This window comes from Pannonibacter phragmitetus DSM 14782 (assembly GCF_000382365.1).
In the GTDB taxonomy this organism is placed as follows: domain Bacteria; phylum Pseudomonadota; class Alphaproteobacteria; order Rhizobiales; family Stappiaceae; genus Pannonibacter; species Pannonibacter phragmitetus.
Genome location: NZ_KB908220.1, coordinates 16632 through 38669 on the forward strand (window position 1 = coordinate 16632; position 22038 = coordinate 38669).

17 protein-coding genes are annotated in these 22038 nt (G+C 62.7%); all 17 read right to left on the reverse strand.

Translation table 11 applies throughout. The annotated features are described in order from the left end of the window. Positions 1-48: 48 nt before the first annotated feature. The 17 genes from H163_RS0111075 to nuoK all read right to left on the reverse strand — a co-directional run bounded on the left by H163_RS0111075 (position 49) and on the right by nuoK (position 22034). Positions 49-816: an isoprenyl transferase gene (locus H163_RS0111075; RefSeq protein ID WP_051105373.1), complete on the reverse strand. Its 768-nt coding sequence runs from the start codon at positions 814-816 to the stop codon at positions 49-51. Between the two features lie 64 nt (positions 817-880). After that, on the reverse strand, positions 881-1444 hold the full coding sequence (gene frr, locus H163_RS0111080) for a ribosome recycling factor (protein ID WP_026355728.1): 564 nt from the start codon (positions 1442-1444) through the stop codon (positions 881-883). A 198-nt stretch (positions 1445-1642) separates the two neighbouring features. Further along, positions 1643-2359, reverse strand: a complete 717-nt coding sequence (gene pyrH / locus H163_RS0111090; RefSeq protein ID WP_026355729.1) for a UMP kinase — start codon at positions 2357-2359, stop codon at positions 1643-1645. An 81-nt stretch (positions 2360-2440) separates the two neighbouring features. After that, positions 2441-3364 (reverse strand): translation elongation factor Ts, encoded by a 924-nt coding sequence (gene tsf / locus H163_RS0111095; protein ID WP_026355730.1) that lies wholly within the window; start codon positions 3362-3364, stop codon positions 2441-2443. Between the two features lie 189 nt (positions 3365-3553). Continuing rightward, positions 3554-4330: a 30S ribosomal protein S2 gene (rpsB, locus tag H163_RS0111100; RefSeq protein ID WP_026355731.1), complete on the reverse strand. Its 777-nt coding sequence runs from the start codon at positions 4328-4330 to the stop codon at positions 3554-3556. 207 nt (positions 4331-4537) lie between these two features. Then, positions 4538-7981: a DNA polymerase III subunit alpha gene (dnaE, locus tag H163_RS0111105; protein WP_019964656.1), complete on the reverse strand. Its 3444-nt coding sequence runs from the start codon at positions 7979-7981 to the stop codon at positions 4538-4540. 875 nt (positions 7982-8856) lie between these two features. Then, complete coding sequence (locus H163_RS0111115) at positions 8857-9537, reverse strand: ABC transporter ATP-binding protein (protein WP_019964658.1); 681 nt, start codon at positions 9535-9537, stop codon at positions 8857-8859. Positions 9538-9593: 56 nt separating this feature from the next. After that, a complete protein-coding gene (locus tag H163_RS0111120) occupies positions 9594-10817 on the reverse strand; it encodes a lipoprotein-releasing ABC transporter permease subunit (RefSeq protein ID WP_026355732.1) in 1224 nt (407 codons plus the stop codon). A 240-nt stretch (positions 10818-11057) separates the two neighbouring features. Further along, a complete protein-coding gene (gene proS / locus H163_RS0111125; RefSeq protein ID WP_026355733.1) occupies positions 11058-12386 on the reverse strand; it encodes a proline--tRNA ligase in 1329 nt (442 codons plus the stop codon). Between the two features lie 1029 nt (positions 12387-13415). Then, positions 13416-13676, reverse strand: coding sequence for a DUF1467 family protein (locus tag H163_RS0111130; RefSeq protein WP_019964661.1), 261 nt, complete (start codon positions 13674-13676; stop codon positions 13416-13418). 10 nt (positions 13677-13686) lie between these two features. Beyond that, the gene (gene mce, locus H163_RS0111135; RefSeq protein ID WP_019964662.1) at positions 13687-14091 is read right to left on the reverse strand and encodes a methylmalonyl-CoA epimerase; all 405 of its coding nucleotides are present in this window, start codon (positions 14089-14091) and stop codon (positions 13687-13689) included. Positions 14092-14185: 94 nt separating this feature from the next. After that, a complete protein-coding gene (locus H163_RS0111140; RefSeq protein WP_019964663.1) occupies positions 14186-15853 on the reverse strand; it encodes a ribonuclease J in 1668 nt (555 codons plus the stop codon). Positions 15854-15901: 48 nt separating this feature from the next. Then, a complete protein-coding gene (locus H163_RS0111145; RefSeq protein WP_019964664.1) occupies positions 15902-16666 on the reverse strand; it encodes a biotin--[acetyl-CoA-carboxylase] ligase in 765 nt (254 codons plus the stop codon). A gap of 17 nt (positions 16667-16683) precedes the next feature. Then, the gene (gene nuoN, locus H163_RS0111150; protein WP_040678693.1) at positions 16684-18126 is read right to left on the reverse strand and encodes an NADH-quinone oxidoreductase subunit NuoN; all 1443 of its coding nucleotides are present in this window, start codon (positions 18124-18126) and stop codon (positions 16684-16686) included. A gap of 26 nt (positions 18127-18152) precedes the next feature. Beyond that, a complete protein-coding gene (locus H163_RS0111155) occupies positions 18153-19688 on the reverse strand; it encodes an NADH-quinone oxidoreductase subunit M (RefSeq protein WP_019964666.1) in 1536 nt (511 codons plus the stop codon). Beyond that, positions 19688-21715: an NADH-quinone oxidoreductase subunit L gene (nuoL, locus tag H163_RS0111160; RefSeq protein WP_040678718.1), complete on the reverse strand. Its 2028-nt coding sequence runs from the start codon at positions 21713-21715 to the stop codon at positions 19688-19690. Before nuoL ends, H163_RS0111155 begins: the two co-directional genes overlap by 1 nt. Positions 21716-21725: 10 nt before the next feature. Then, the gene (gene nuoK, locus H163_RS0111165; RefSeq protein WP_019964668.1) at positions 21726-22034 is read right to left on the reverse strand and encodes an NADH-quinone oxidoreductase subunit NuoK; all 309 of its coding nucleotides are present in this window, start codon (positions 22032-22034) and stop codon (positions 21726-21728) included. Positions 22035-22038: the final 4 nt, after the last annotated feature.

Here is a 22038-nt window from a genome sequence, read left to right on the forward strand (position 1 = left end):
CGGCCGGACCACCGGTCCCGCTGCTGCCATTTGCCCCCCCGGACATGATCAGGAACCCGTGGCGGTTACACCGCCGAAGCGCCGCTCACGCTCACAGAAGGAGGCAAGCGCGGCATCAAACTCGTCCGGACCAAAATCAGGCCACAGAACCGGCGTGAAATAGAACTCGGCATAGGCCGCCTGCCACATCAGGAAGTTGGACAGGCGCAGTTCGCCGCTGGTGCGGATGATGAGGTCAGGGTCGGGGATGCCGGCCGTATCGAGCCTTGCAGAAATCTCGGCATCCGTAATGGCAGAAGGGTCGCGCCCCTCCGCCAGATATTGCTGTGTAAGCTTGCGCACCGCACGGGTGATCTCGTCACGCGCGCCGTAATTGAAGGCGATCACCACGGTCATGCCGGTGTTGGCAGCCGTCACCCGCTCGCTCTCTTCCAGCAGGCTGCGGATGCCTGGATCCAGCCCTTCCCGCTCGCCGATGATGCGCACCCGGCAATTGGCCTTGTGCAACTCCGTCAGATCGCGCTGCACGAAACGGCGCAGCAGCGACATCAGGAAGCTGACCTCGGTGGGCGGGCGGCGCCAGTTCTCGGAGGAAAAACTGTAGAGCGTGATGAAATCGACGCCACGGGACGAAGCATGGCGGATAATCTTGCGCAGCGCTTCCAGCCCGTGGCGGTGTCCTTCGGTACGGGGAAGCCCGCGCGCCTGCGCCCAGCGGCCGTTGCCATCCATGATGATCGCAACGTGGCGCGGCACAGACCCGCCGCCGGATGCGGGGCCTGTCACGCTTGAGCCAGTTTCAGGTCGGCTGCTCATCAAGTCCCCCGGGGCGCGCTGCCAGATGGCGGGGGCGGGCTTCGCCCGCTCCCCTATCAGATCCTCAGACCTGGGAGATTTCCTGCTGCTTCTTTTCCAGCATGGTGTCGGCCTCGGCAATGCGGGCGTCGGTCAGCTTCTGCACGTCATCGGAAGCAACGCGGGCGTCATCCTGGCTGATGTCGCCGTCCTTCTCCAGCTTCTTGATGATGTCCATGCCGTCGCGGCGCACGTGACGGATGGCAACCTTGGCCGCCTCGGCATATTTGTGCGCGACCTTGATCAGTTCCTGGCGGCGCTCGGCGTTCAGCTCCGGGATCGGCAGGCGCAGCAGCTGTCCATCGATCACCGGGTTGAGGCCAAGGCTGGATTCGCGAATCGCCTTTTCGACGGCGCTGACCATGCCCTTGTCCCAGACCTGGATCGCGACCATGCGCGGCTCCGGCACGGACACGGTGCCAACCTGGTTGATCGGCATGGACTGGCCATAGGCGTTGACGACGATGGCATCCAGCATGCTGGAGGAGGCACGGCCGGTGCGAAGGCCCGCAAGTTCGGTCTTCAGAACACCAAGTGCGCCCTGCATACGACGCTCGAGATCTTTGAGATCGACACCTTCAACCGGCATAACTTCCTCGCTTTGTTTTTCGTTGGCTCACGCTTTGCTGGCGCGGCGCAAACATGGCACAGTCTCGCCGAAAGACAAGACCAACTCAGGCAGAGCCCCTGAATAAGCAGGAGACAGGCGGATGCGCAAGCCGCATTCCGCCACTCTGCATGTCCTGATGCCGGGAAGGCCGGAAAAGCCCTCCCGCCCTTTGGAAAATCAGCTGACGACCGTGTAGAGGCCGCGCTCTTCCAGAACGCTCACGAGAGCGCCGGGGGTGTGGATCGAGAACACGATCACGGGGATCTTGTTGTCACGGGCCAGCGCAATGGCCGTCGTGTCCATGACCTTGAGATTGCGGGTGATCACGTCCTCATAGGTCAGCTCGGTGTAGCGCTCCGCATCCGGATTGATCTTCGGATCTTCCGAATAGATGCCGTTCACCTGCGTGCCCTTCAGGAAGGCATCGCACTTCATTTCGGCTGCGCGCAGGGCCGCGCCGGAATCGGTGGTGAAGAACGGGTTGCCCGTGCCGCCGGCAAAGACGATCACGTCGCCGTCTTCCATGTAGCGCTCGGCACCGCGCTGGGTGAAGGTTTCGCAGATGGAGGGCACCGGCACGGCCGAAAGCACGCGGGCCGGGATGTTGTGGCGGCGCAGGGCGTCGGCCACGGTCAGGCTGTTCATGATCGTTGCCAGCATGCCCATATGGTCGCCGGTGACGCGGTTGCCGCCCTTGGCGGCCACGGCGACGCCGCGGAAGATATTGCCGCCGCCGATCACCACACCCACTTGCGCACCCAGCTTCACGGCACTGGCAATCTCAAGCGCAATCCGCTCGACCACTGCCGGATCGATGCCGAAGGACTGGCTGCCCATCAGGGCCTCGCCCGAGAGTTTCAGAAGCACACGGCGCCAGCGCAGCGGTTTGGACATGGGCATACCTTCCGGTTCAATGATCGTGAAAAAAAGGGCTGTCAAAAAAAAGGCGCCGGTTTGATCCGGCGCCCTCTGGGCTTAGTGGCCGGCCGCCGCGGCGACCTCTGCCGCGAAGTCCGTCTCTTCCTTCTCGATCCCCTCGCCGAGAGCGAAGCGGACGAAGCCGGAAAGCGTGACTGCGGTGCCGAGTTCCTTGCCGAGAGCCTCAACGGCCTGCTCGACGGTCTTGTCCGGGTCGATGACGAAAGCCTGCTTCACGAGGGTGACTTCCTCGTAGAACTTGCGGATGCGGCCTTCGACCATCTTCTCAATGATGTTGTCCGGCTTGCCGGATTCGCGGGCCTGCTCGATGAACACGGCGCGCTCACGCTCCACAACGGCCGGGTCCAGCTGGTCGACGTTCAGCGACAGCGGGCTGGTGGCAGCAATGTGCATGGCGATCTGGCGGCCCAGAGCGTTCAGCTTGTCCTTGTCACCGGCCGATTCGAGCGCGACGAGCACGCCGATCTTGCCGAGGCCATCGGAGATGGCGCTGTGGACATAGGTCGACACAACGCCATCGTTGACGGACAGGACGGCTGCGCGGCGCAGGGTCATGTTCTCGCCGATGGTGGCGATGGCATCCTTGATGGACGCGTCAACGGACTTGTCGGAGCCCGGGTAGCCGGCAGCGGAAATCGCCTCGACATCACCGCCAGCGGTCAGGGCAACGGCGGCGATATCGCGGACCAGAGCCTGGAAGCCGTCGTTACGGGCCACGAAGTCGGTTTCGGAGTTCAGCTCGATGACGGCAGCGGTCGTGCCCTTGGATGCAACGCCAACCAGGCCTTCAGCAGCCACGCGGCCGGCCTTCTTGGCAGCCTTGGCGAGACCCTTGGCACGCAGCCAGTCGATCGCTGCTTCCATGTCACCGTTGGTTTCGGTCAGAGCAGCCTTGCAGTCCATCATGCCTGCGCCGGTCTTCTCGCGCAGATCCTTCACCATTCCTGCGGTAATGCTCATGGTAGCCTCGTGAATCGGAGTTAAAGCTTCGCACGGTTTAGCCCATGGCCAACCGCGCCTTTATGACGGTTCCCGCAAGAGGGGCCTCCATCAGCGGCATTGCCGCGCCTGACCTTGAAACGGCGCAGCCTTCAGGCCGCTGCCAGGGTCAGAACAGGTGCGGCGCCGGGCGCCGCACCTGCAACAGAATCAGGCGTCAGCCGATTCTTCTTCAGCGTCGAGAGCCGGCTCGACCGGAGCGGACTCGGAAGCACCGACGTCGATGCCCATGCCACCCTGGGCGCGGGAGATGCCGTCGAGAGCTGCACGGGCGATCAGGTCGCAGTACAGCGCAATCGCACGGCCGGCGTCGTCGTTGCCCGGGACCGGATAGGTGATGCCTTCCGGCGAGCAGTTCGAGTCGAGGATCGCGGCGACCGGGATGCCCAGACGGCGGGCTTCCTGGATGGCGATGGCTTCACGGTTGGTGTCGATCACGAAGATCAGATCCGGCAGGCCGCCCATGTCCTTGATGCCGCCCAGGTTCCGCTCGAGCTTCTCGCGCTCGCGGTCCATGAACAGCTTTTCCTTCTTGGTCAGGCCCGAGGTGTCCGTGGACAGGGTCTCTTCGAGCTTGCGCAGGCGCTGGATCGAACCGGAGATGGTCTTCCAGTTGGTCAGCATGCCGCCGAGCCAGCGGGCGTTGACGAAGTACTGCGCGCAGTTGCGTGCGGATTCGGCAACAGCTTCCTGAGCCTGACGCTTGGTGCCGACGATCAGAACACGGCCGCCCTTGGCAACGGTGTCGCTGACGGCCTTGAGAGCCTGGTGCAGCAGCGGAACGGTCTGGCCGAGATCCATGATGTGGATGTCGTTGCGAACGCCGAAGATGTACGGCGCCATGCGCGGGTTCCAGCGGTGCTTCTGGTGACCAAAGTGAACACCAGCTTCGAGCAGCTGACGCATGGTGAAATCGGGCAATGCCATGGCCCTGAACTCCATATTTTTCCGGTTGAACCTCCACGGGGAGCGTGCAGCAGCAGCCTGAGGCTGAAGCAGACACCGGAACGGCAAATGGACAAGCCAAAGCCTTCCCCCGTGTGTGGAATGGGCGCCTTATATGCGCGCATCCGCGCCATGACAAGCGCAAATGACAGGTTTTCACACCCTCGCCCGCCCTTCGGCGGCAGCAGATCAGGCCAGTTGCACGTCCGTGACACCCGGCACGGCCTTCAGCGCACCGGCGATTTCCGGCGACAGGCGGTAGCGGCCCGGAAGACGGACTTCCACCTCGCGCTTACCCTCGTCCAGCAGCACGACCACGTTCACCTCCCCCTCGCCCTTGACGCCAAGGTGGCGCGACAGGCTCTTGAGCGGGCGCGGATCGCGCAGGAAGACGCGCAGGCTCTTCTGCACGCGGGCCGCCATCACCTCCACCGGATCCACCTGATCGATGCGGATGGACGGCTCATCGTCGCGCATGTCGGCGTTGACCAGCACCACCATCGACTTGCCGACTTCCAGCACATCGCGGAACTGGGCGAGCTTTTCGGAGAAGAGCAGCGCCTCGAACTGGCCGGTGGGATCGGAGAAACGCACGATGCCCATGCGGTTGCCGGACTTGGTCTTGCGCTCCTGCTTGGAGATCACGGTTCCGGCAAGACGGCCCGCCGAGGCACCGCGCTTCACGGCCTCGGAGAACTGCGCCCACATCTGTACGCGCATACGCTCCAGCAGCGGTGCATATTCATCGAGCGGGTGGGACGAGAGATAGAAGCCGATGGCCGCATGTTCGCGCTGCAGCCGCTCCGCCGGCAGCCAGCCGTTCACCTCCGGCAGCTGGAGCTCTTCCTCCACCCCTGCCCCGCCGAACATGTCGTTCTGGCCAAGGGTAGCATTGGATTCGGTGCGCTGCGCCAGTCCCATGATACGGTCGAGGCCTTCGAAAACCCGCGCCCGGTTGGGCTCGATACAATCAAATGCCCCTGCGTTGACAAGGCTTTCCAGCGTTCTCTTGTTGAGGAACTTCGGCGAGATGCGGCTGGCGAAGTCGCTGAGATTGCGGAATGGCCGGTCACCGCGCACATCGACGATATGCTGCACCGCCTGCTCGCCCACGCCCTTGATGGCACCCATGGCATAGACGATGCGGCCCTCGTCCACGTCGAAATGCACCATGGAGCGGTTGATCGACGGCGGCATCACCTCGATCCGCATGCGCCGGGCTTCCTGCCGGAAGTCGCCCAGTTTGTCCGTGTTGCCCAGATCCAGCGTCATGGACGCGGCCATGAACTCCACCGGGTGGTTCGCCTTGAGCCAGGCCGTATGATAGGAAACGAGCGCATAGGCGGCGGCGTGCGACTTGTTGAAGCCGTAGTTGGCGAACTTGGCCACAAGGTCGAAGATCGTGCCGGCCTGATCCTTGTCGACGCCGCGCTCCACCGCACCGTCAACGAAACGGGCGCGCTGCACCTCCATCTCGGCGGCGATCTTCTTGCCCATGGCGCGGCGCAGAAGGTCAGCTTCGCCGAGCGAGTAGCCGGAGAGCACCTGGGCGATCTGCATCACCTGTTCCTGATAGACGATGATGCCATTCGTCTCTTTCAGGATCGGTTCCAGCAGCGGATGCAGATAGTCGGGCTCAAGCTCGCCGTGCTTGACCGAGTTATAGACCGGGATGTTCTCCATCGGGCCCGGACGGTAGAGGGCCACAAGCGCAATGATGTCCTCGAAACGGTCCGGTTTCATGCCTGCAATGGCGCGGCGCATGCCCTGGCTTTCCAGCTGGAACACGCCCACCGTTTCACCGGCAGCCAGAAGACGGTAGGTCTTCTCGTCATCCAGCGGCACTTCCTCGATCTTGATATGGACGCCCTTGCGCGCAATCAGCTTCAGCGCCGTATCGATGACGGTCAGCGTCTTGAGGCCGAGGAAGTCGAACTTCACCAGCCCGGCTTCTTCCACCATCTTCATGTTGAACTGCGCCACCGGCATGTCGGAGCGCGGATCGCGGTAGAGCGGGACAAGCTGTTCCAGCGGGCGGTCGCCGATCACCACACCGGCAGCGTGGGTGGAGGCGTGGCGGTACAGCCCTTCCAGCTTCTGCGCCATTTCCAGAAGGCGCTCGACCACCTCTTCCTCGCGGGCGGCCTCGCGCAGGCGGGGCTCGTCGGCAATGGCCTGCGCCAGCGTTACCGGGTTCGCCGGATTGGCAGGCACCAGCTTGCACAGCCGGTCCACCTGGCCATAGGGCATCTGCAGCACACGGCCGACGTCGCGCAGCACGGCGCGGGCCTGCAGCGATCCGAAGGTGATGATCTGCGCCACCTGGCCGCGGCCGTACTTCTCCTGCACATAGCGGATCACTTCTTCGCGCCGGTTCTGGCAGAAGTCGATGTCGAAGTCCGGCATCGACACACGTTCCGGGTTGAGGAAGCGCTCGAACAGCAGCGAGAAGCGCATGGGGTCGAGGTCGGTGATGGTCAGCGCCCAGGCCACCAGCGAGCCTGCGCCCGAGCCACGGCCCGGCCCCACCGGAATGTCATGCGCCTTGGCCCATTTGATGAAGTCGGCCACGATGAGGAAGTAGCCGGGGAACTTCATCCGCTCGATGATCGACAGCTCGAATTCGAGCCGGTCCCAGTAGTCCTTTTCCGTCAGCCCATCGGCAAGTCCATGGACGCGCAGGCGCTCGGCAAGGCCCTCGCGGGACTGGCGCTTCAGTTCGGACGACTCGGCAAGTTCCGCCTCCTCCGGGTCTGCATCAGCCCCGGCAAAGCGCGGCAGGATCGGGTTGCGCTTCAGCGGCCGGTAATGGCAGCGCAGCGCAATCTCGACGGTGTTCTCCACCGCCTCCGGCAGATCGGCAAACAGCTCGATCATCTCCTGCCGGGACTTGAAATAATGCTCCGGCGTCAGGCGGCGGCGTTCCTCGTCGGAAATCACCCGGCCTTCGGAAATGGCGATCAGCGCGTCATGGGCTTCGTAATCCTCGCGCTTGGGGAAGAAGGCCTCGTTGGTGGCCACCAGCGGCAGGCCCATGTCATAGGCGAGATCAATGAAACCGGCTTCCGTGCGCCGTTCATCGGCCATGCCATGGCGCTGAAGCTCCACGTAGCAGCGCCCGTCGAAGGATTTCGCCAGCCGGGAAAGCCGCGCCTGCGCCAGCGTGCGGTTGCCGGTCAGCAGCGCCTTGCCAATGGGGCCTCTCGCGCCGCCGGTCAGGAGAATGATCCCTTCCGCATGCGATTCGAGATAGGCCTGCGGCACATGCGGCAGCTGACCCGTGGGCGTGTCGAGGAAGGCGCGGCTCGTCAGTTCCATCAGGTTGCCGTAGCCGCGTTCGCTCATGGCCAGCAGAACGACGTCAAACAGCGCCGGATCGCCCCGGCGGTCATCGCCGCCCTCCTCGTCAAAGGCGACGGAAATCTGGCAGCCGATGATGGGCTGAATGCCGGAGCCCCAGGCCTTGCCGGCAAACTCCTGCGCACCGAACAGGTTGCCCGTGTCGGTGATCGCCAGCGCCGGCTGCGCGTCGGCCTTGGCCAGGTCGAGCAGCTTCTTGATCGGCAGCGCGCCTTCCAGCAGCGACAGGGCCGAATGGACGCGCAGGTGAACGAAACCGGGATTTGCAGACATGGGACTTCACTTTCAGGCGGCCGGAAACCGGCCTGCCGGCAGCCGGCACCCGCAAGCGCCAGCCCTTGAAACTGTGTCCCCTACCATGAACGCTATGCCCTTGCCCTGTCGAGCCCCGCACGCGGGAGGAAGCGGCAAATGCGCCATGGCGGCGCCTGTTTTCTTTGGATGACCGCAGAAGTCCGCGGCCAAGTCTTTCCCTCACTGCCGATGCCGGAGCAACGCTTTGCCAGCATCAGATGGCAGGATCAGTGCACGGCGAACAGAACCTCGCCCCAGACGGCGATAGTGGCAACGAAAATGACCAGCGAACCGAAGGCTGCGACGTCTCTTGCGAAAAAGGTCATGGATACCTCCTCTTGGATCAAGTCATCTGAGCGGGAAGCTCAATATGTATCTATTTTGTTCTCTTCCCGTTCACCTTTCAAGGCCAAAAAAGCCCGCTCCGGAGGGAGCGGGCGAAAAGCATCAGCCATAGTGAACAGACTGTGAACAGGGATCTCTTAGAGAGCCAAGTATGCAGATGCTGGTACAGGAGGGGCACTACACTCTGCAACGGGTGGTGTTTGAAACGGACAGCCAGTCAGGCTCCAGTTCCTCTCCCCCCTTGAGGGGGAGATGCCCCCGGCAGGGGGCAGAGGGGGGGTAACTGACTGTCTGCTGGTACGAGAGACGGTGCTGAGCCGAAGCGCTGCTACCCCCCTCTGTCAGCTTGCGCTGACATCTCCCCCTCAAGGGGGGAGAGGGGCGCTGCGGCAAGAGGAGAGCGTCTTCCTCCTTCTTGCAGTCCGATGTAAACACTACCCCTTCCTGCAGAGGGGGCGGAAACGCCGTGCCGAAGTGATTAAGCTGCCGGCACTCCCCTTGAACGAACGTCAGAGATCCACCACCTTGCCGTCGCGCAGGGTGATGACGCGGTCCATGCGCCCGGCCAGTTCCATGTTGTGGGTGGCAAAGAGGGCGGCAACGCCGGAGGCCCGCACCAGCGCATAGAGCGCATCGAACACATAGGCGGCCGTTTCCGGATCGAGGTTGCCGGTCGGCTCGTCCAGCAGCAGCAGGCGCGGCGCGTTGGCGACCGCACGGGCGATGGCGACGCGCTGCTGCTCACCGCCGGAAAGCTCGGACGGATGATGGCTGCCGCGCTCGCCAAGGCGCATGTAGTCGAGCAGCTGCGCCGCCCGCTCCGCCGCGACCTTCTTCGGCAGCGTGCGGATCATCTGCGGCATCATCACATTCTCCAGCGCCGTGAATTCGGGCAGGAGATGGTGGAACTGGTAGACGAAGCCGATGTCATTGCGCCGGATGGCCGTGCGCTCATCGTCGCTCATGGCGCTGCAAGCCTTGCCGCCCACATAGACCTCGCCCTCATCCGGGCGCTCCAGCAGGCCTGCCAGATGCAGCAGCGTGGACTTGCCGGTGCCGGAAGGCGCGACAAGCGCCACCATCTGCCCGCCATCCAGCGTCAGGTCCGCGCCTTTCAGGATTTCAAGCTTGCGGTCGGCTTCGTGGAAGACACGGGAAACACCGGAAAGGCGCAGCGCCGGAACGGACATGGGCGGGCTCTTGGCTGGTCTTGCGGAGGGTGCGGGGGCAGTGCCGGTTGTGCTGCTCATTCGTAACGCAGCGCCTCCACCGGGTCGAGCCGCGCTGCCCGCCAGGCGGGATAGAGCGTTGCCAGCAGCGACAGCACCAGCGCCATGATGAGGATCATGATGGTTTCGCCCGTATCCATTTCAGCCGGCATCTTGGACAGGAAATAGAGCGTCGGATCAAACAGCTGGGTCTGGGTCAGCCAGGAAATGCCCTGACGGATGCTCTCGATGTTGAGACAGACCAGCAGCCCGAGCAGGAAGCCGGAAACCGTGCCGACCACGCCGATGCTGGCGCCCGTGATGACAAAGATGCGCAGGATCGAGCCGCGCGTCGCCCCCATGGTGCGCAGGATGGCGATATCCTTGCCCTTGTCCTTCACCAGCATGGTGAGACCGGAAATGATGTTGAGCGCGGCCACGACGACAATCAGCGTCAGGATCAGGAACATCACGTTCCGCTCCACCTCAAGCGCGGAGAAGAAGGTGATGTTGCGCTGGCGCCAGTCGGTGACGAAAGCCGGGCGCCCTGCCCCGTCCTCGACGGCAGCGCGCATGCGGCCGACGCTGTCCGGGTCCTTCACATAGACTTCCACGCCCGTCGCCTTGTCATCCATGTTGAAGTAGCTCTGCGCTTCCTTCAGCGGCATGAAGACGATGGTGCTGTCATATTCCGACATGCCGATCTCGAAGATCGCCGTGATCGGATAGGACTTGCGGCGCGGCGTCACGCCCATGGGCGTCACCGTTCCGCGCGGCGAGATGATGGCAAGATTGTCGCCGATGGTCAGGCCGAGCTGCGCGGCGAGCCGTGTGCCGATGGCAACGCCATCGCCCGTGTCAAAGCCTTCCAGCGTACCCATGCGGATGTTGCCGGCCACCAGCGGCAGGCGCTTCAGATCCTGCTCGTAGAGGCCGCGCACCAGCGCGCCGAGGCTGTTGGCGGGCCCGGTGACCAGCGCCTGACCTTCGACGAAGGGCACGGCCGCAACCACGCCCTCCACACCCTGCAGACGTGAAGCGACGGCATCAAAATCCGTCAGCGGCTGATCGATAGGCTGCACCAGCATGTGGCCGTTGATGCCAAGGATCTTCGACAGAAGCTCGGAACGGAAGCCGTTCATCACCGCCATGACGATCACCAGAGTGGCAACGCCAAGGGTGATTCCGGCAAAGGAAAAGCCGGCGATGACGGAGATGAAGGAATCACGCCGCCGCGAACGCAGATAGCGCCCGGCCAGCATCCACTCGAAAGGGGCAAAGGCCTTGCCCGGCGCGCGGGAATCCTGCGCTGCCTTGGTGTTCTTGCCCTTGCCGGAAACGTCCTTGGGTCCGCTCATGCTCTGCCTTGCGTCCGGAGCCGCTGGCCAAAAGGCCACAAGCGGCAGATCGGTGGTCACTGCGGATAGTACAAGACCGGGCGGAGGAAATCCTGTGCGCCCGGTCCCTTATCCCCCAGATGCGGGAGCCGGAAAGCGGCCGGCTCAGAGAGCCAGTGCTTCCCGGACCTTGTTGAAGGCCGCGTCGATGGTGAGTGTTTCGCGGGCTCCCGTGGCCCGCTCCTTCACTTCAATCACGCCATCCTTCAGGCCGCGCGGCCCGGCGATGAGCTGGAACGGCAGGCCAATGAGATCCATGGTGGCGAACTTGGCACCGGCGCGGGTGTCGACATCATCATACAGGACTTCGATCCCGGCATTTTCAAGACGCTGATACAGCGCCTCACAGGCCGCATCGGTGTCAGCGTCACCCGGCTTGAGGTTGACGAGGCCCACATGGAACGGCGCGACGGAGGCCGGCCAGATGATGCCTTCCTCGTCGTGGCTCGCCTCGATGAGCGCGCCCATCAGGCGCGACACGCCAACGCCGTAGGAGCCCATGTGCACCGGCACTTCCGTGCCTTCCTTGGTCATGACCTTCGCGCCCATGGCTTCGGAATACTTGGTGCCGAAATAGAAGATGTGCCCCACTTCGATGCCGCGGGCCGACACCTGCGCGTCGGCAGGCAGCGCGGCGAAGGCAGCTTCGTCGTGCATCTCTTCCGTCGCCGCATAAGGCGTCGTCCACTGGTCGACAAGCGGCGTCAGATCGGAAGCGAAATCCGTCTCGGCGGCAGGGGCCGGCATGTCCAGCAGGCTCTTGTCGCAGAACACGGCGCTTTCGCCGGTCGAGGCCAGGATGATGAACTCGTGGCTCATGTCGCCACCGATCGGGCCGGTGTCGGCGCGCATCGGAATGGCCTTCAGCCCCATGCGGGCGAAAGTGCGCAGATAGGCGACGAACATGCGGTTATAGGCGTGGCGGGCGGCTTCCTTGTCGATGTCGAAGGAATAGGCATCCTTCATCAGGAACTCACGGCCGCGCATGATGCCGAAGCGCGGGCGCACTTCGTCACGGAACTTCCACTGGATGTGGTAGAGGTTCAGCGGCAGATCCTTGTAGGAGCGCACATAGCCGCGGAAGATGTCGGTGATCATCTCCTCGTTGGTCGGGCCGAACAGCATTTCACGCTCGTGCCGGTCTTCGATGCGCAGCATCTCCTTGCCATAGGCATCATAACGCCCGCTTTCGCGCCACAGGTCGGCAGACTGGATCGTCGGCATCAGCAGCTGGATGGCGCCGGCGCGATTCTGCTCCTCCTCAACGATCTTCTCGATCTTGCGCAGCACGCGGAAACCAAGCGGCAGCCAGGAATAGATGCCTGCGGACTGCTGACGGATCATGCCGGCACGCAGCATCAGGCGGTGCGAAACGATTTCCGCCTCCTTGGGGGTTTCCTTCAGGATCGGCAGAAAAAAGCGGGACAGGCGCATGGTCTCTCTCTGGTCTTGCTTGGCCCGCAAGCCGGGCCCATAGGCGGGACGGCCTGAGAGAAACCGCAGGTGCGGCAAAAACTCAAGCCCCTTGCCGCCAAATGCGCGGTTATCCGCCGTTTCCCGCACTCCGGCGCCGCACAGGCCGCCATTTTCCGAAGCCGGCAAACCGCATCAGAAAGCGGCATGCAAAAAGTTTGTGCTTATGCGCTCAAAATAGTGACAAGTTTGTGTCGATGCGCTAGTTTCCACTTTCATAAGAACAGGACGTTGATTTTCAACGTTCGGAGCCACTGAAAAGAGGCATCGCGGTCTGAGTCTTGGGAGGAAGATCCCCCAGGCGCACCTTCGGGTTCGCAGCCGGCACCAGAAGCTTAAAAGAGCACTGGTGTAAAACGGGGGAGTTTAGACGCGGAACTTAAAGAAGCAGGACGCAAGTCCTGCTTTTTTTTCGTCCGGATTTTGGCGGGATTTCTGGATGTGAGCGTTTGCGGCTTTTTTCAGCCCCCGCACCCCAAAGAAAATTCAGGCGGCGTCACGCCTGGGCCTCGCAAGGCCTGACACCACAACAGAAGACGTCAAGTATCTGCAAATTTTCAGCTGAAACCGCGCACTCGGCCAATAAAAAACTCACTCGTCATGCCATGACTTGATCATGGCATCCATGCCCTTGCGTATAACGGAAAAAGAAGAAGAAAATACTACCTCTGAAAAACACCAAAAGATCACGGGATGGATGCCATGATCAAGTCATGGCATGACGAATACGGGAGATTTTGTACAATATATCTACCGCCATTTTGATCAATGAGGCAGGAATAGTGTTCTTGACCAGACAAGACAGAAGCAGGCAGCCAAGCCGGTTCCCTTCCCCAACCATCCCGCCACAACGCCGGTTACGCCGCATAACTGACTCTGCGGCAGCCACCTCAACCGGCATATCATCCTGCTTCACAAGAAGTTCAGGACTCCACCCCAAGGGATTCCAGACGCTGCGTCAGATTGCGCCTCCCTGCAGGACAAGCGTCCTCACCTCGGACCCGGCAGCGGAATATCGTCCAGCGTGAGGCCGGACTGGCGCAGCCAGAGGAAGCCGGCGAAGACGATGGTCGTCACCACCGTGTTCCACATGGCCACCCGCCACATGCGGTGGCGCGCCGGGGCGCTCTCCACCGTGCCGGGGACGACCTTGCCCTCCTCCTCCTGCGTGCGCACGCCGAAGGGCAGCGCGGCGAAGAGGAGGATCCACCACATCATGAAATAGACAGCCAGGCCGTAGGCAATCGACATTGCAGATCCTTCAGGCTTGTTCGAGTTCGGTCAGGGTGCCGAGAAAATCCTTCGGGTGGAGGAACAGCACCGGCTTGCCATGGGCGCCGATCTTCGGCTCGCCATCGCCCAGCACGCGCGCGCCCTTCGCCAGAAGCTGGTCACGGGCGGCCAGAATGTCATCCACCTCGTAGCAGACATGATGAATGCCGCCGGACGGGTTCTTCTCAAGGAACTTCAGGATGGGAGAGTTTTCGCCGAGCGGCTCCAGCAGCTCGATCTTGGTGTTGGGCAGGTTGATGAAAACCGTCGACACGCCATGGTCCGGCTGCGGAACCTTGGCCGAGACATCGGCCCCCAGCGTGTCGCGGTAGACGGCGGCGGCCGCGTCAATGTCGCTGACGGCAATGGCCACGTGGTTCAGTCGTCCGATCATCTTTCCTCCTTCGCCCGGCGGGCCTGTTGTCACATGGCCCGCCACGCGCCAGCGCGTGCCTGCGGCCCCTCTCCCAAGGGGCCGTTCCGGGTCATCATACCCGGGAGACGAGCACCTTGCAGAGCGTCTTCTTGCCCCAGACGTCGTTGACGCTGGAGCGCACGGAACGGCGCACCGCCTCGCTCACAAGATCAGGGTCCTTGCGGCGGGCCTTCGGAATGCTGCCGAAGGCACCGTGCACGGCCTTGATCACGATCTCCTCCATCTCGTCGCCTTCATCATCCACTTCCGGGATGCCGAAAAGCGCGACGGCGGGATCATCCAGAAGATCGCCGGTCTTGTTGATCACCAGAGACACCACCAGAGCGCCGGCAAAGGCCAGCTTGCGCCGCTCCTTCACGCCGGTCTCCTCCGGATCCCCCATGATCCTGCCATCCACCACCGTGATGCCGAACGGCGCTTCATCGATGACTTCGGCACGGCCCGGCGCAAGGCGGATGATGTCGCCGTTGCCAGCCACGACCACCGACTTGATCTTCTGCGAACGGGCAAACTCGCCATGAGCTGCAAGATGGAACGGTTCGCCGTGGACGGGAACCACCACCTTTGGCTGAAGCAGTTTGTAGAGTTCGGCGAGTTCCCCCTGACGGGGATGGCCAGAAACATGCACCAGCCCGTCCCGGTCCGTCACGATCTCGACGCCGGACTTGGCCAGATTGTTGACGATGGCACCCACTTCCTTCTCGTTGCCCGGAATGGTACGGGCCGAGAAGATCACCACATCGCCCTTCGACAGGGCAATGTTGCGGTGCTCCCCCGCCGCGATACGGGCAAGGGCGGCGCGGACTTCGCCTTGCGAGCCGGTGCAGAGCAGCACCGTCTTCTCGCGCGGCAGGAAGCCGTAACTGTCCTCGTCAAGGAACGGCGGCAGATCATCGAGATAACCAAGCTCCCCGGCCACCTCGATCACCCGGCGCATGGAGCGGCCGACGACGACGAGGTTGCGGTCCGAAGCGGCTGCGGCTTCGGCAATGGCGCGGATGCGGGCGACGTTGGACGAGAAGGTGGTCACGGCGACGCGATGCTTCGACCGCTTCATGATCTTCGTCAGTTCACCGGCCACATCGCCTTCGGAGGGGCTGAAGCCTTCCCGGTAAGCGTTGGTGCTGTCGCAGATGAGGGCCGTCACCCCTTCCCGGCCAAGCTCGGCCAGACGGTCAAGGTCGATCGGCTTGCCGACGCCGGGCGTGCGGTCGATCTTCCAGTCGCCCGTATGCACCACCATGCCTTCCGGAAAGCGCAGCGCCAGGGCGCAGGGCTCGGGGATGGAGTGGGACATGGCGACGAATTCGACGTCGAAGGCGCCAATCTTCAGCCGGTCGCCCTGCTTCACAAGCGTGACCGGAACCTCTTCGGCACCCGGCTCGCTCTCGATCTTTGCTTCCAGCAGACCAGCGGTGAAGGCAGTGGCATAGACCGGCACCCGCAGATAGGGCCACAGGTGCATGATGCCGCCGTAGTGATCTTCATGCGCGTGGGTGATCACCATGCCGGCAATGCGGTTGCGTTCGCTTTCCAGAAAGCGGATGTCCGGCAGCACCAGATCGATGCCCGGCAGGTCGGGGCCTGCAAAAGTGACGCCGCAATCCACGATCAGCCACGTACGGTCGCCGTCCGGGCCATATCCATAGAGGCCCAGGTTCATTCCGATTTCGCCAACGCCGCCAAGCGGCAGGAAGACGATTTCGTTGGCATCCGCCATACGGTGTGCTCCTTGCATGTTCATGTCCGCACAGTCTGTTGCGTGCGGTCAGCCTGTGGTTCCGAAGAAAACATCTCCGGCCGAAATTGTCTTTTTGCTGCCGTTTTCAAGCACCAGCACCATCTGCCCGCGCGTATCGATTTCGGCAAAGCGGCCTTCAATCAGCTCTTCGCCCATGCGCACGGCAATCTTCTCGCCCAGCCGCAGCGCCCGCTTCATCCAGGCGTCCCGCACGGGATCAAAACCATCGCGCTGCCAGTGGCCGAGCCAGAGGGCGAACTGTTCCGCCAGCCGCTCGAACATCACTTGCGCCGAAACGCGGAAGCCAAGCGCGGTCAGATCCGTCGTGGCATAGGCCTCGATCTGCGGATGAGCCGCCACATTGACACCGAACCCGCAGACGACCCCGGTGCGGCCGCCGCTGAGCGGCTGAGCTTCCAGAAGGATGCCGGAAAGTTTGCCGCCATCCACCAGAAGGTCGTTCGGCCACTTCAGCCGTGCAAGGCCGATGGAGCCAACCGCCCGGTCCACGGCCTCGGCCAGCGCAACGGCGGCCACCATCGGCAGCTCGCCCAGCCGGTCACGCGGGCCCGGATCGATCAGCAGCACCGAGGCGAAGAGGTTGCCCTTTGGCGACACCCAGGCCCGGCCGCGCCGGCCGCGTCCGCCGGTCTGCACATCCGCCAGCACCCACAGGCCGCCTACCTCCCCTGCCCGGCCCAGCTCCATGGCACGGGTATTGGTCGACTCCAGCGCGGAGTGCCTTTCAAAACGGAAGCCCGGTGCGCAAGGCACCGGGCCAAATTCTTGCAAAGTCCCGCTCATAAGGCTCAGAACAGGCTCTTGGCCGCCGCCGTGGCGATCGGAATGAAGCTGGACGCACCGGCGAAGAAGAACAGCACACCGATGCTGGAGAGGCCCAGCACGACCCGCAGTTCCACCGGCATCGGCTCGAACTTCTCGGCCGGCTCATCAAAGAACATCACCTTGATGACACGCAGGTAGTAGTAGGCACCCACCACCGAAGCGACGACACCGATGATTGCCAGCGGATAGAGCCCTGCCTCGACAGCTGCCGAGAACACGTACCACTTGGCGAAGAAGCCGATGAAGGGCGGCAGACCGGCCAGCGACCACATGATGCAGGCCAGCAGGATGGCCATCGGCAGGTTGGACTTCCACAGGCCGGACAGCTCGCTGATCTCTTCCACCATGCCCGACTTGCGGCGCATGGAGAGGATGCAGGCGAAGGCGCCGAGGGTCATGACCAGATAGGCGGTCATGTAGACGATGACGCCCATCACGCCCTGCTCCGTGCCAGAGGCAAGGCCGACGAGCGCATAGCCCATGTGGCCGATGGAAGAATAGGCCATCAGGCGCTTGATGTTGGTCTGGCCGATGGCGGCAAAGGCACCCAGCACCATGGAGGCGATGGAGACGAAGACCACGATCTGCTGCCAGTCATGGGCAACCGGCTGGAACACGTCGATGACGACGCGCACCAGAAGGCCCATGGCCGCAACCTTCGGGGCGGCCGCAAAGAAGGCGGTGACCGGCGTCGGCGCGCCTTCATAGACGTCCGGCGTCCACATGTGGAACGGCACGGCCGAAATCTTGAAGGCGAGGCCTGCAAGCATGAAGACGAGGCCGAAGACGAGACCGGTGGAAGCACCTTCCTTCGTCAGCACGGCTGCGATTTCCGGGAAGCCGACATGGCCGGAGAAGCCATAGACCAGCGAGATACCGTAGAGCAGCATGCCCGAAGACAGGGCACCCAGCACGAAGTACTTGAGGCCCGCTTCCGTGGAGCGCACGGAATCGCGGTTGATCGCAGCCACCACATAGAGCGACAGGCTCTGCAGTTCGAGGCCGAGGTAGAGCGCGATCATGTCATTGGCCGAGAGCATCAGCATCATGCCGACGGTGGCCAGCAGGATCAGCACCGGATACTCGAACCGGTCGAAGGACTGGCTCTTGGCATAGGCCCAGGACATGGCGATGGCGAAGAACGAGCCGATCAGCACCAGCTGCTTCATGTAGAAGGCGAAGCCGTCCAGAATGAAGGCGCCGTGGAAGGTTGTCCCGAGCTGGGCGCCGTAGGGCAGCACGAAGAGCGCTGCCGCAGCGACCAGGCCCATGGCCATGCCATTGACGAGGAAGCTGATCTTCTTGCCGCCAAAGGCGCCAATCATCAGCAGCACGAGGGCACCCGCAGAGAGGAAGATCTCCGGCAGTACGGGCAGAAGGTCGGGCAATTGAGTGGTTTCAGACATTGCGCGCGTCTTTCGTCCAGTCGGGATCAGTGGCTGGCATGGGCAGCAGCGGGAACATGTGCCTGCTGCGCCGGGCCAGCCGCCTCAATGGCTGCATTGTAATTGGTGATCAGGGCCTCGACCGAGGCCGCCGTCACATCCAGGATCGGCGACGGATAGAAGCCGAAGAAGATGGTCAGAACGACGAGCGGCACCAGAAGCACCTTCTCGCGGAGGTCGAGGTCGAGGATCGACTTCAGGCTCTCCTTGTCCAGCGCGCCGAAGACGACGCGGCGGTAGAGGTAGAGCGCATAGGTTGCCGAGAGGATCACGCCGGTGGTTGCGAAGAAGGCAACCCAGGTATTGGCCTCGAAGGCGCCCATCAGCGTCAGGATTTCACCGACGAAGCCGCTGGTGCCCGGCAGGCCGACATTGGCCATGGTCAGGATCAGGAAGATCACCGCATAGACCGGCATCCGGTTGACCAGGCCGCCATAGGCCGAAATCTCGCGGGTGTGCATCCTGTCATAGATCACGCCGACGCAGAGGAAGAGCGCGCCGGAGACGATACCATGCGACAGCATCTGGAAGATCGCGCCCTGCAGGCCCTGCATGTTCATCGCGAAGATGCCCATGGTGACGTAACCCATGTGGGCGATGGACGAATAAGCGATGAGCTTCTTGATGTCCTCCTGCGCCAGCGCCACCAGCGAGGTGTAGATGATGGCAACAACAGACAGGGTGAACACGAGCGGGGCGAACATTTCGCTCGCCAGCGGGAACATCGGCAGCGAGAAGCGCAAGAAGCCGTAGCCGCCCATCTTCAGCAGCACGCCGGCCAGGATCACGGAACCGGCGGTCGGCGCTTCCACGTGGGCGTCCGGCAGCCAGGTATGCACCGGCCACATAGGCATCTTCACCGCGAAGCTGGCGAAGAAGGCGAGCCATAGCCACGTCTGCGCATTCTCCGCGAAGGGATGGCGCATCAGGGCTGCGATGTCTGTGGTGCCGGCCGTCCAGTACATGGACATGATGGCCACCAGCATCAGCACGGAGCCGAGCAGCGTGTAGAGGAAGAACTTGTAGCTGGCATAGACGCGGCGCTTGCCGCCCCACACGCCGATGATGAGGAACATCGGCAGCAGGCTCGCCTCGAAGAAGACGTAGAAGAGCACCAGATCCAGCGCGCAGAACACGCCGATCATCATCGTTTCCAGAATGAGGAACGCGATCATGTACTCCTTCACGCGCTTCTGCACGCTCTCCCAGGAGGCGAGGATGCAGAAGGGCATGAGGAACGTCGTCAGGATGACGAAGAGCATCGAGATGCCATCGACGCCCATGCGGTAGCCGATGTTACCGCCCAGCCATTCCTTGCTTTCGACAAGCTGGAAGCCCGGGTTGGCGTAGTCGAAGGCGCCCCAGATGAACAGCGACAGGATGAAGGTGAAGATGGTGGTGACCAGCGCAACCATGCGGATGTTGCGCTTTGCCCCGTCATCGTCTCCCGGCACCAGGAGAATGGCCAGCACACCTGCCAGCGGCAGGAATGTGGTCAGTGTCAGGATCGGCCAATCGATCATCAGTGCGCTCCCCCGCCGGTCGAAACGCCGGTGAACATCGACCAGGTGACGAGCGCCGCCACACCGATCAGCATCGCAAAAGCATAGTGGTAGAGATACCCGGTCTGCAGGCGCACGACCCAGGACGTGACATTCTGGACACGGGCGGCAACGCCATCGGGACCGTAGCCATCGATGATCTTGCCATCACCCTTCTTCCAGAGCTGGCGGCCGATCCACATGGCCGGACGCACGAAGATGACGTTGTAGAGCTCGTCGAAGTACCACTTGTTCAGCAGGAACTTGTAGAGGCCCTCATGCTCGGCAGCCAGGCGCTTGGGCGTCTCGGGCGAGCGGATGTAGCAGTACCAGGCACCCGTGAGGCCAAGCACCATCATGACGAAGGGCGAAACCTTGACCCACTTCGGCACGTCATGGATGGCGTGCAGGATGTGGTTCTCGGCACCGGTGAACAGCGCACCCTTCCAGAAGGCATCGTAGGCCGCGCCGGCAAACTGGCTGTAGAACACCATACCGGCCAGAACAGCACCGATGGACAGGATGAAGAGCGGAGCCAGCATCACCATCGGGGATTCATGCACGTGCTTCATCACATCCACCGGAGCCCGCGGCTTGCCGTGGAAGGTCATGAAGGTCAGGCGCCAGGAGTAGAAGGACGTCAGGCCTGCAGCCACAACGGTCATCCAGAAGCCATAGAGCGCGAAGGCATTGGCATGCTCACCCGACGAAGCTGCATAAGCGGCCTCAATCACCAGATCCTTCGAAAGGAAGCCGGCCAGACCAATGTGCGTGAGCGGAATGCCGACACCCGTGAGGGCGAGCGTGCCGATGAACATGGTCCAGTAGGTGAACGGGATGTGCTTGCGCAGGCCGCCCATCTTGCGCATGTCCTGCTCGTCCGAGACGGCATGGATGACCGAACCGGCGCAGAGGAACAGAAGCGCCTTGAAGAAGGCGTGCGTGAACAGGTGGAACACGGCGATCGAATAGGCCCCTACGCCGAGCGCCACGAACATGTAGCCGAGCTGCGAGCAGGTCGAATAGGCGATCACGCGCTTGATGTCGTTCTGCACGAGGCCGACCGTTGCCGCGAAGAAGGCGGTCGTGGCACCGAAGAAGGTGACAACCGTCAGCGCCGTGTGGGACAGCTCGAACAGGGGCGACAGGCGGGCGACCATGAAGACGCCCGCGGTCACCATCGTGGCGGCGTGAATGAGGGCCGACACCGGGGTCGGGCCTTCCATCGCGTCCGGCAGCCAGGTGTGCAGCAGGAACTGCGCCGACTTGCCCATGGCACCCATGAACAGCAGCAGGCAGACAACCGTCATAGCCGTATGGGCATCGAGCGGATGGCCGAGGAAGTTAAGCACGGCCGCGCCGTGGTCAGCGCCCTCTGCCCCGTGGCCGCCAACGACGGCCTGAGCGTTGGCGAAGATCTCCGGCAGGTTGATGGTGCCGAACATCATGAAGACGCCGAAGATGCCGAGGGCAAAGCCGAAGTCACCGACGCGGTTGACGACGAAGGCCTTCATGGCCGCCGCATTGGCCGAGGGCTTCTTGTACCAGAAGCCGATGAGCAGGTAGGAGGCCACGCCCACGCCTTCCCAGCCGAAGAACATCTGCAGCAGGTTGTTCGACGTCACCAGCGACAGCATGGCGAAGGTGAAGAGCGACAGATAGGCAAAGAAGCGCGAGCGGTGCGGGTCGTGGTGCATGTAGCCGATGGAATAGACATGCACGAGAGCCGACACCGTGTTCACCACCACCAGCATCACCACAGTGAGCGTGTCGATGCGCAGCGACCAGGCGACATTGAGCGCGCCGGAAGAGATCCAGCGCAGGACCTCGACCTCGACAAGCGCCGTTTCGCCATAGCCGATGGTGAAGAAGGCAACCCAGGACAGCACGGCCGAGATGATCACCAGACCGCTGGTGATGTACTCGCTGGCCGTATGCCCGATCACACGCCCGAAGAGACCGGCAATCAGGAAGCCAATCAGGGGCAGGAAGACGATCGCTGAATACAACATCCGTCCGTTACCCCTTCATCGCATTGATGTCTTCCACGGCAATGGAGCCGCGGTTGCGGTGGAACACGACCAGAATGGCGAGGCCGATGGCAGCCTCGGCGGCCGCCACGGTCAGAACCAGCATGGTGAAAATCTGGCCCATGAGATCGCCCAGGTGTGTGGAGAAGGCGACAAAGTTGATGTTGACGGCGAGGAGCAGCAGCTCCACCGACATCAGGATGACAATCACGTTTTTCCTGTTCAGAAAGATCCCGAAGATCCCGATCGTGAACAGGATGGCCGCGACCGACAGATAGTGCGACAGACCGATTTCCATGGGC

Excerpts from the sequence above, each read along its gene's own strand:
- proS (WP_026355733.1), bottom strand. The coding sequence starts at position 12,386 with ATGCGCCTGTCCCGCTTTTTTCTGCCGATCCTGAAGGAAACCCCCAAG.
- H163_RS0111120 (WP_026355732.1), bottom strand. The coding sequence starts at position 10,817 with ATGCTGGCCGGGCGCTATCTGCGTTCGCGGCGGCGTGATTCCTTCATC.
- H163_RS0111130 (WP_019964661.1), bottom strand. The coding sequence starts at position 13,676 with ATGTCGATTGCCTACGGCCTGGCTGTCTATTTCATGATGTGGTGGATC.
- pyrH (WP_026355729.1), bottom strand. The coding sequence starts at position 2,359 with ATGTCCAAACCGCTGCGCTGGCGCCGTGTGCTTCTGAAACTCTCGGGC.
- H163_RS0111075 (WP_051105373.1), bottom strand. The coding sequence starts at position 816 with ATGAGCAGCCGACCTGAAACTGGCTCAAGCGTGACAGGCCCCGCATCC.
- nuoK (WP_019964668.1), bottom strand. The coding sequence starts at position 22,034 with ATGGAAATCGGTCTGTCGCACTATCTGTCGGTCGCGGCCATCCTGTTC.
- frr (WP_026355728.1), bottom strand. The coding sequence starts at position 1,444 with ATGCCGGTTGAAGGTGTCGATCTCAAAGATCTCGAGCGTCGTATGCAG.
- dnaE (WP_019964656.1), bottom strand. The coding sequence starts at position 7,981 with ATGTCTGCAAATCCCGGTTTCGTTCACCTGCGCGTCCATTCGGCCCTG.
- rpsB (WP_026355731.1), bottom strand. The coding sequence starts at position 4,330 with ATGGCATTGCCCGATTTCACCATGCGTCAGCTGCTCGAAGCTGGTGTT.
- H163_RS0111115 (WP_019964658.1), bottom strand. The coding sequence starts at position 9,537 with ATGTCCGTTCCGGCGCTGCGCCTTTCCGGTGTTTCCCGTGTCTTCCAC.
- nuoN (WP_040678693.1), bottom strand. The coding sequence starts at position 18,126 with ATGTCTGAAACCACTCAATTGCCCGACCTTCTGCCCGTACTGCCGGAG.
- H163_RS0111155 (WP_019964666.1), bottom strand. The coding sequence starts at position 19,688 with ATGATCGATTGGCCGATCCTGACACTGACCACATTCCTGCCGCTGGCA.
- mce (WP_019964662.1), bottom strand. The coding sequence starts at position 14,091 with ATGATCGGACGACTGAACCACGTGGCCATTGCCGTCAGCGACATTGAC.
- H163_RS0111140 (WP_019964663.1), bottom strand. The coding sequence starts at position 15,853 with ATGGCGGATGCCAACGAAATCGTCTTCCTGCCGCTTGGCGGCGTTGGC.
- tsf (WP_026355730.1), bottom strand. The coding sequence starts at position 3,364 with ATGAGCATTACCGCAGGAATGGTGAAGGATCTGCGCGAGAAGACCGGC.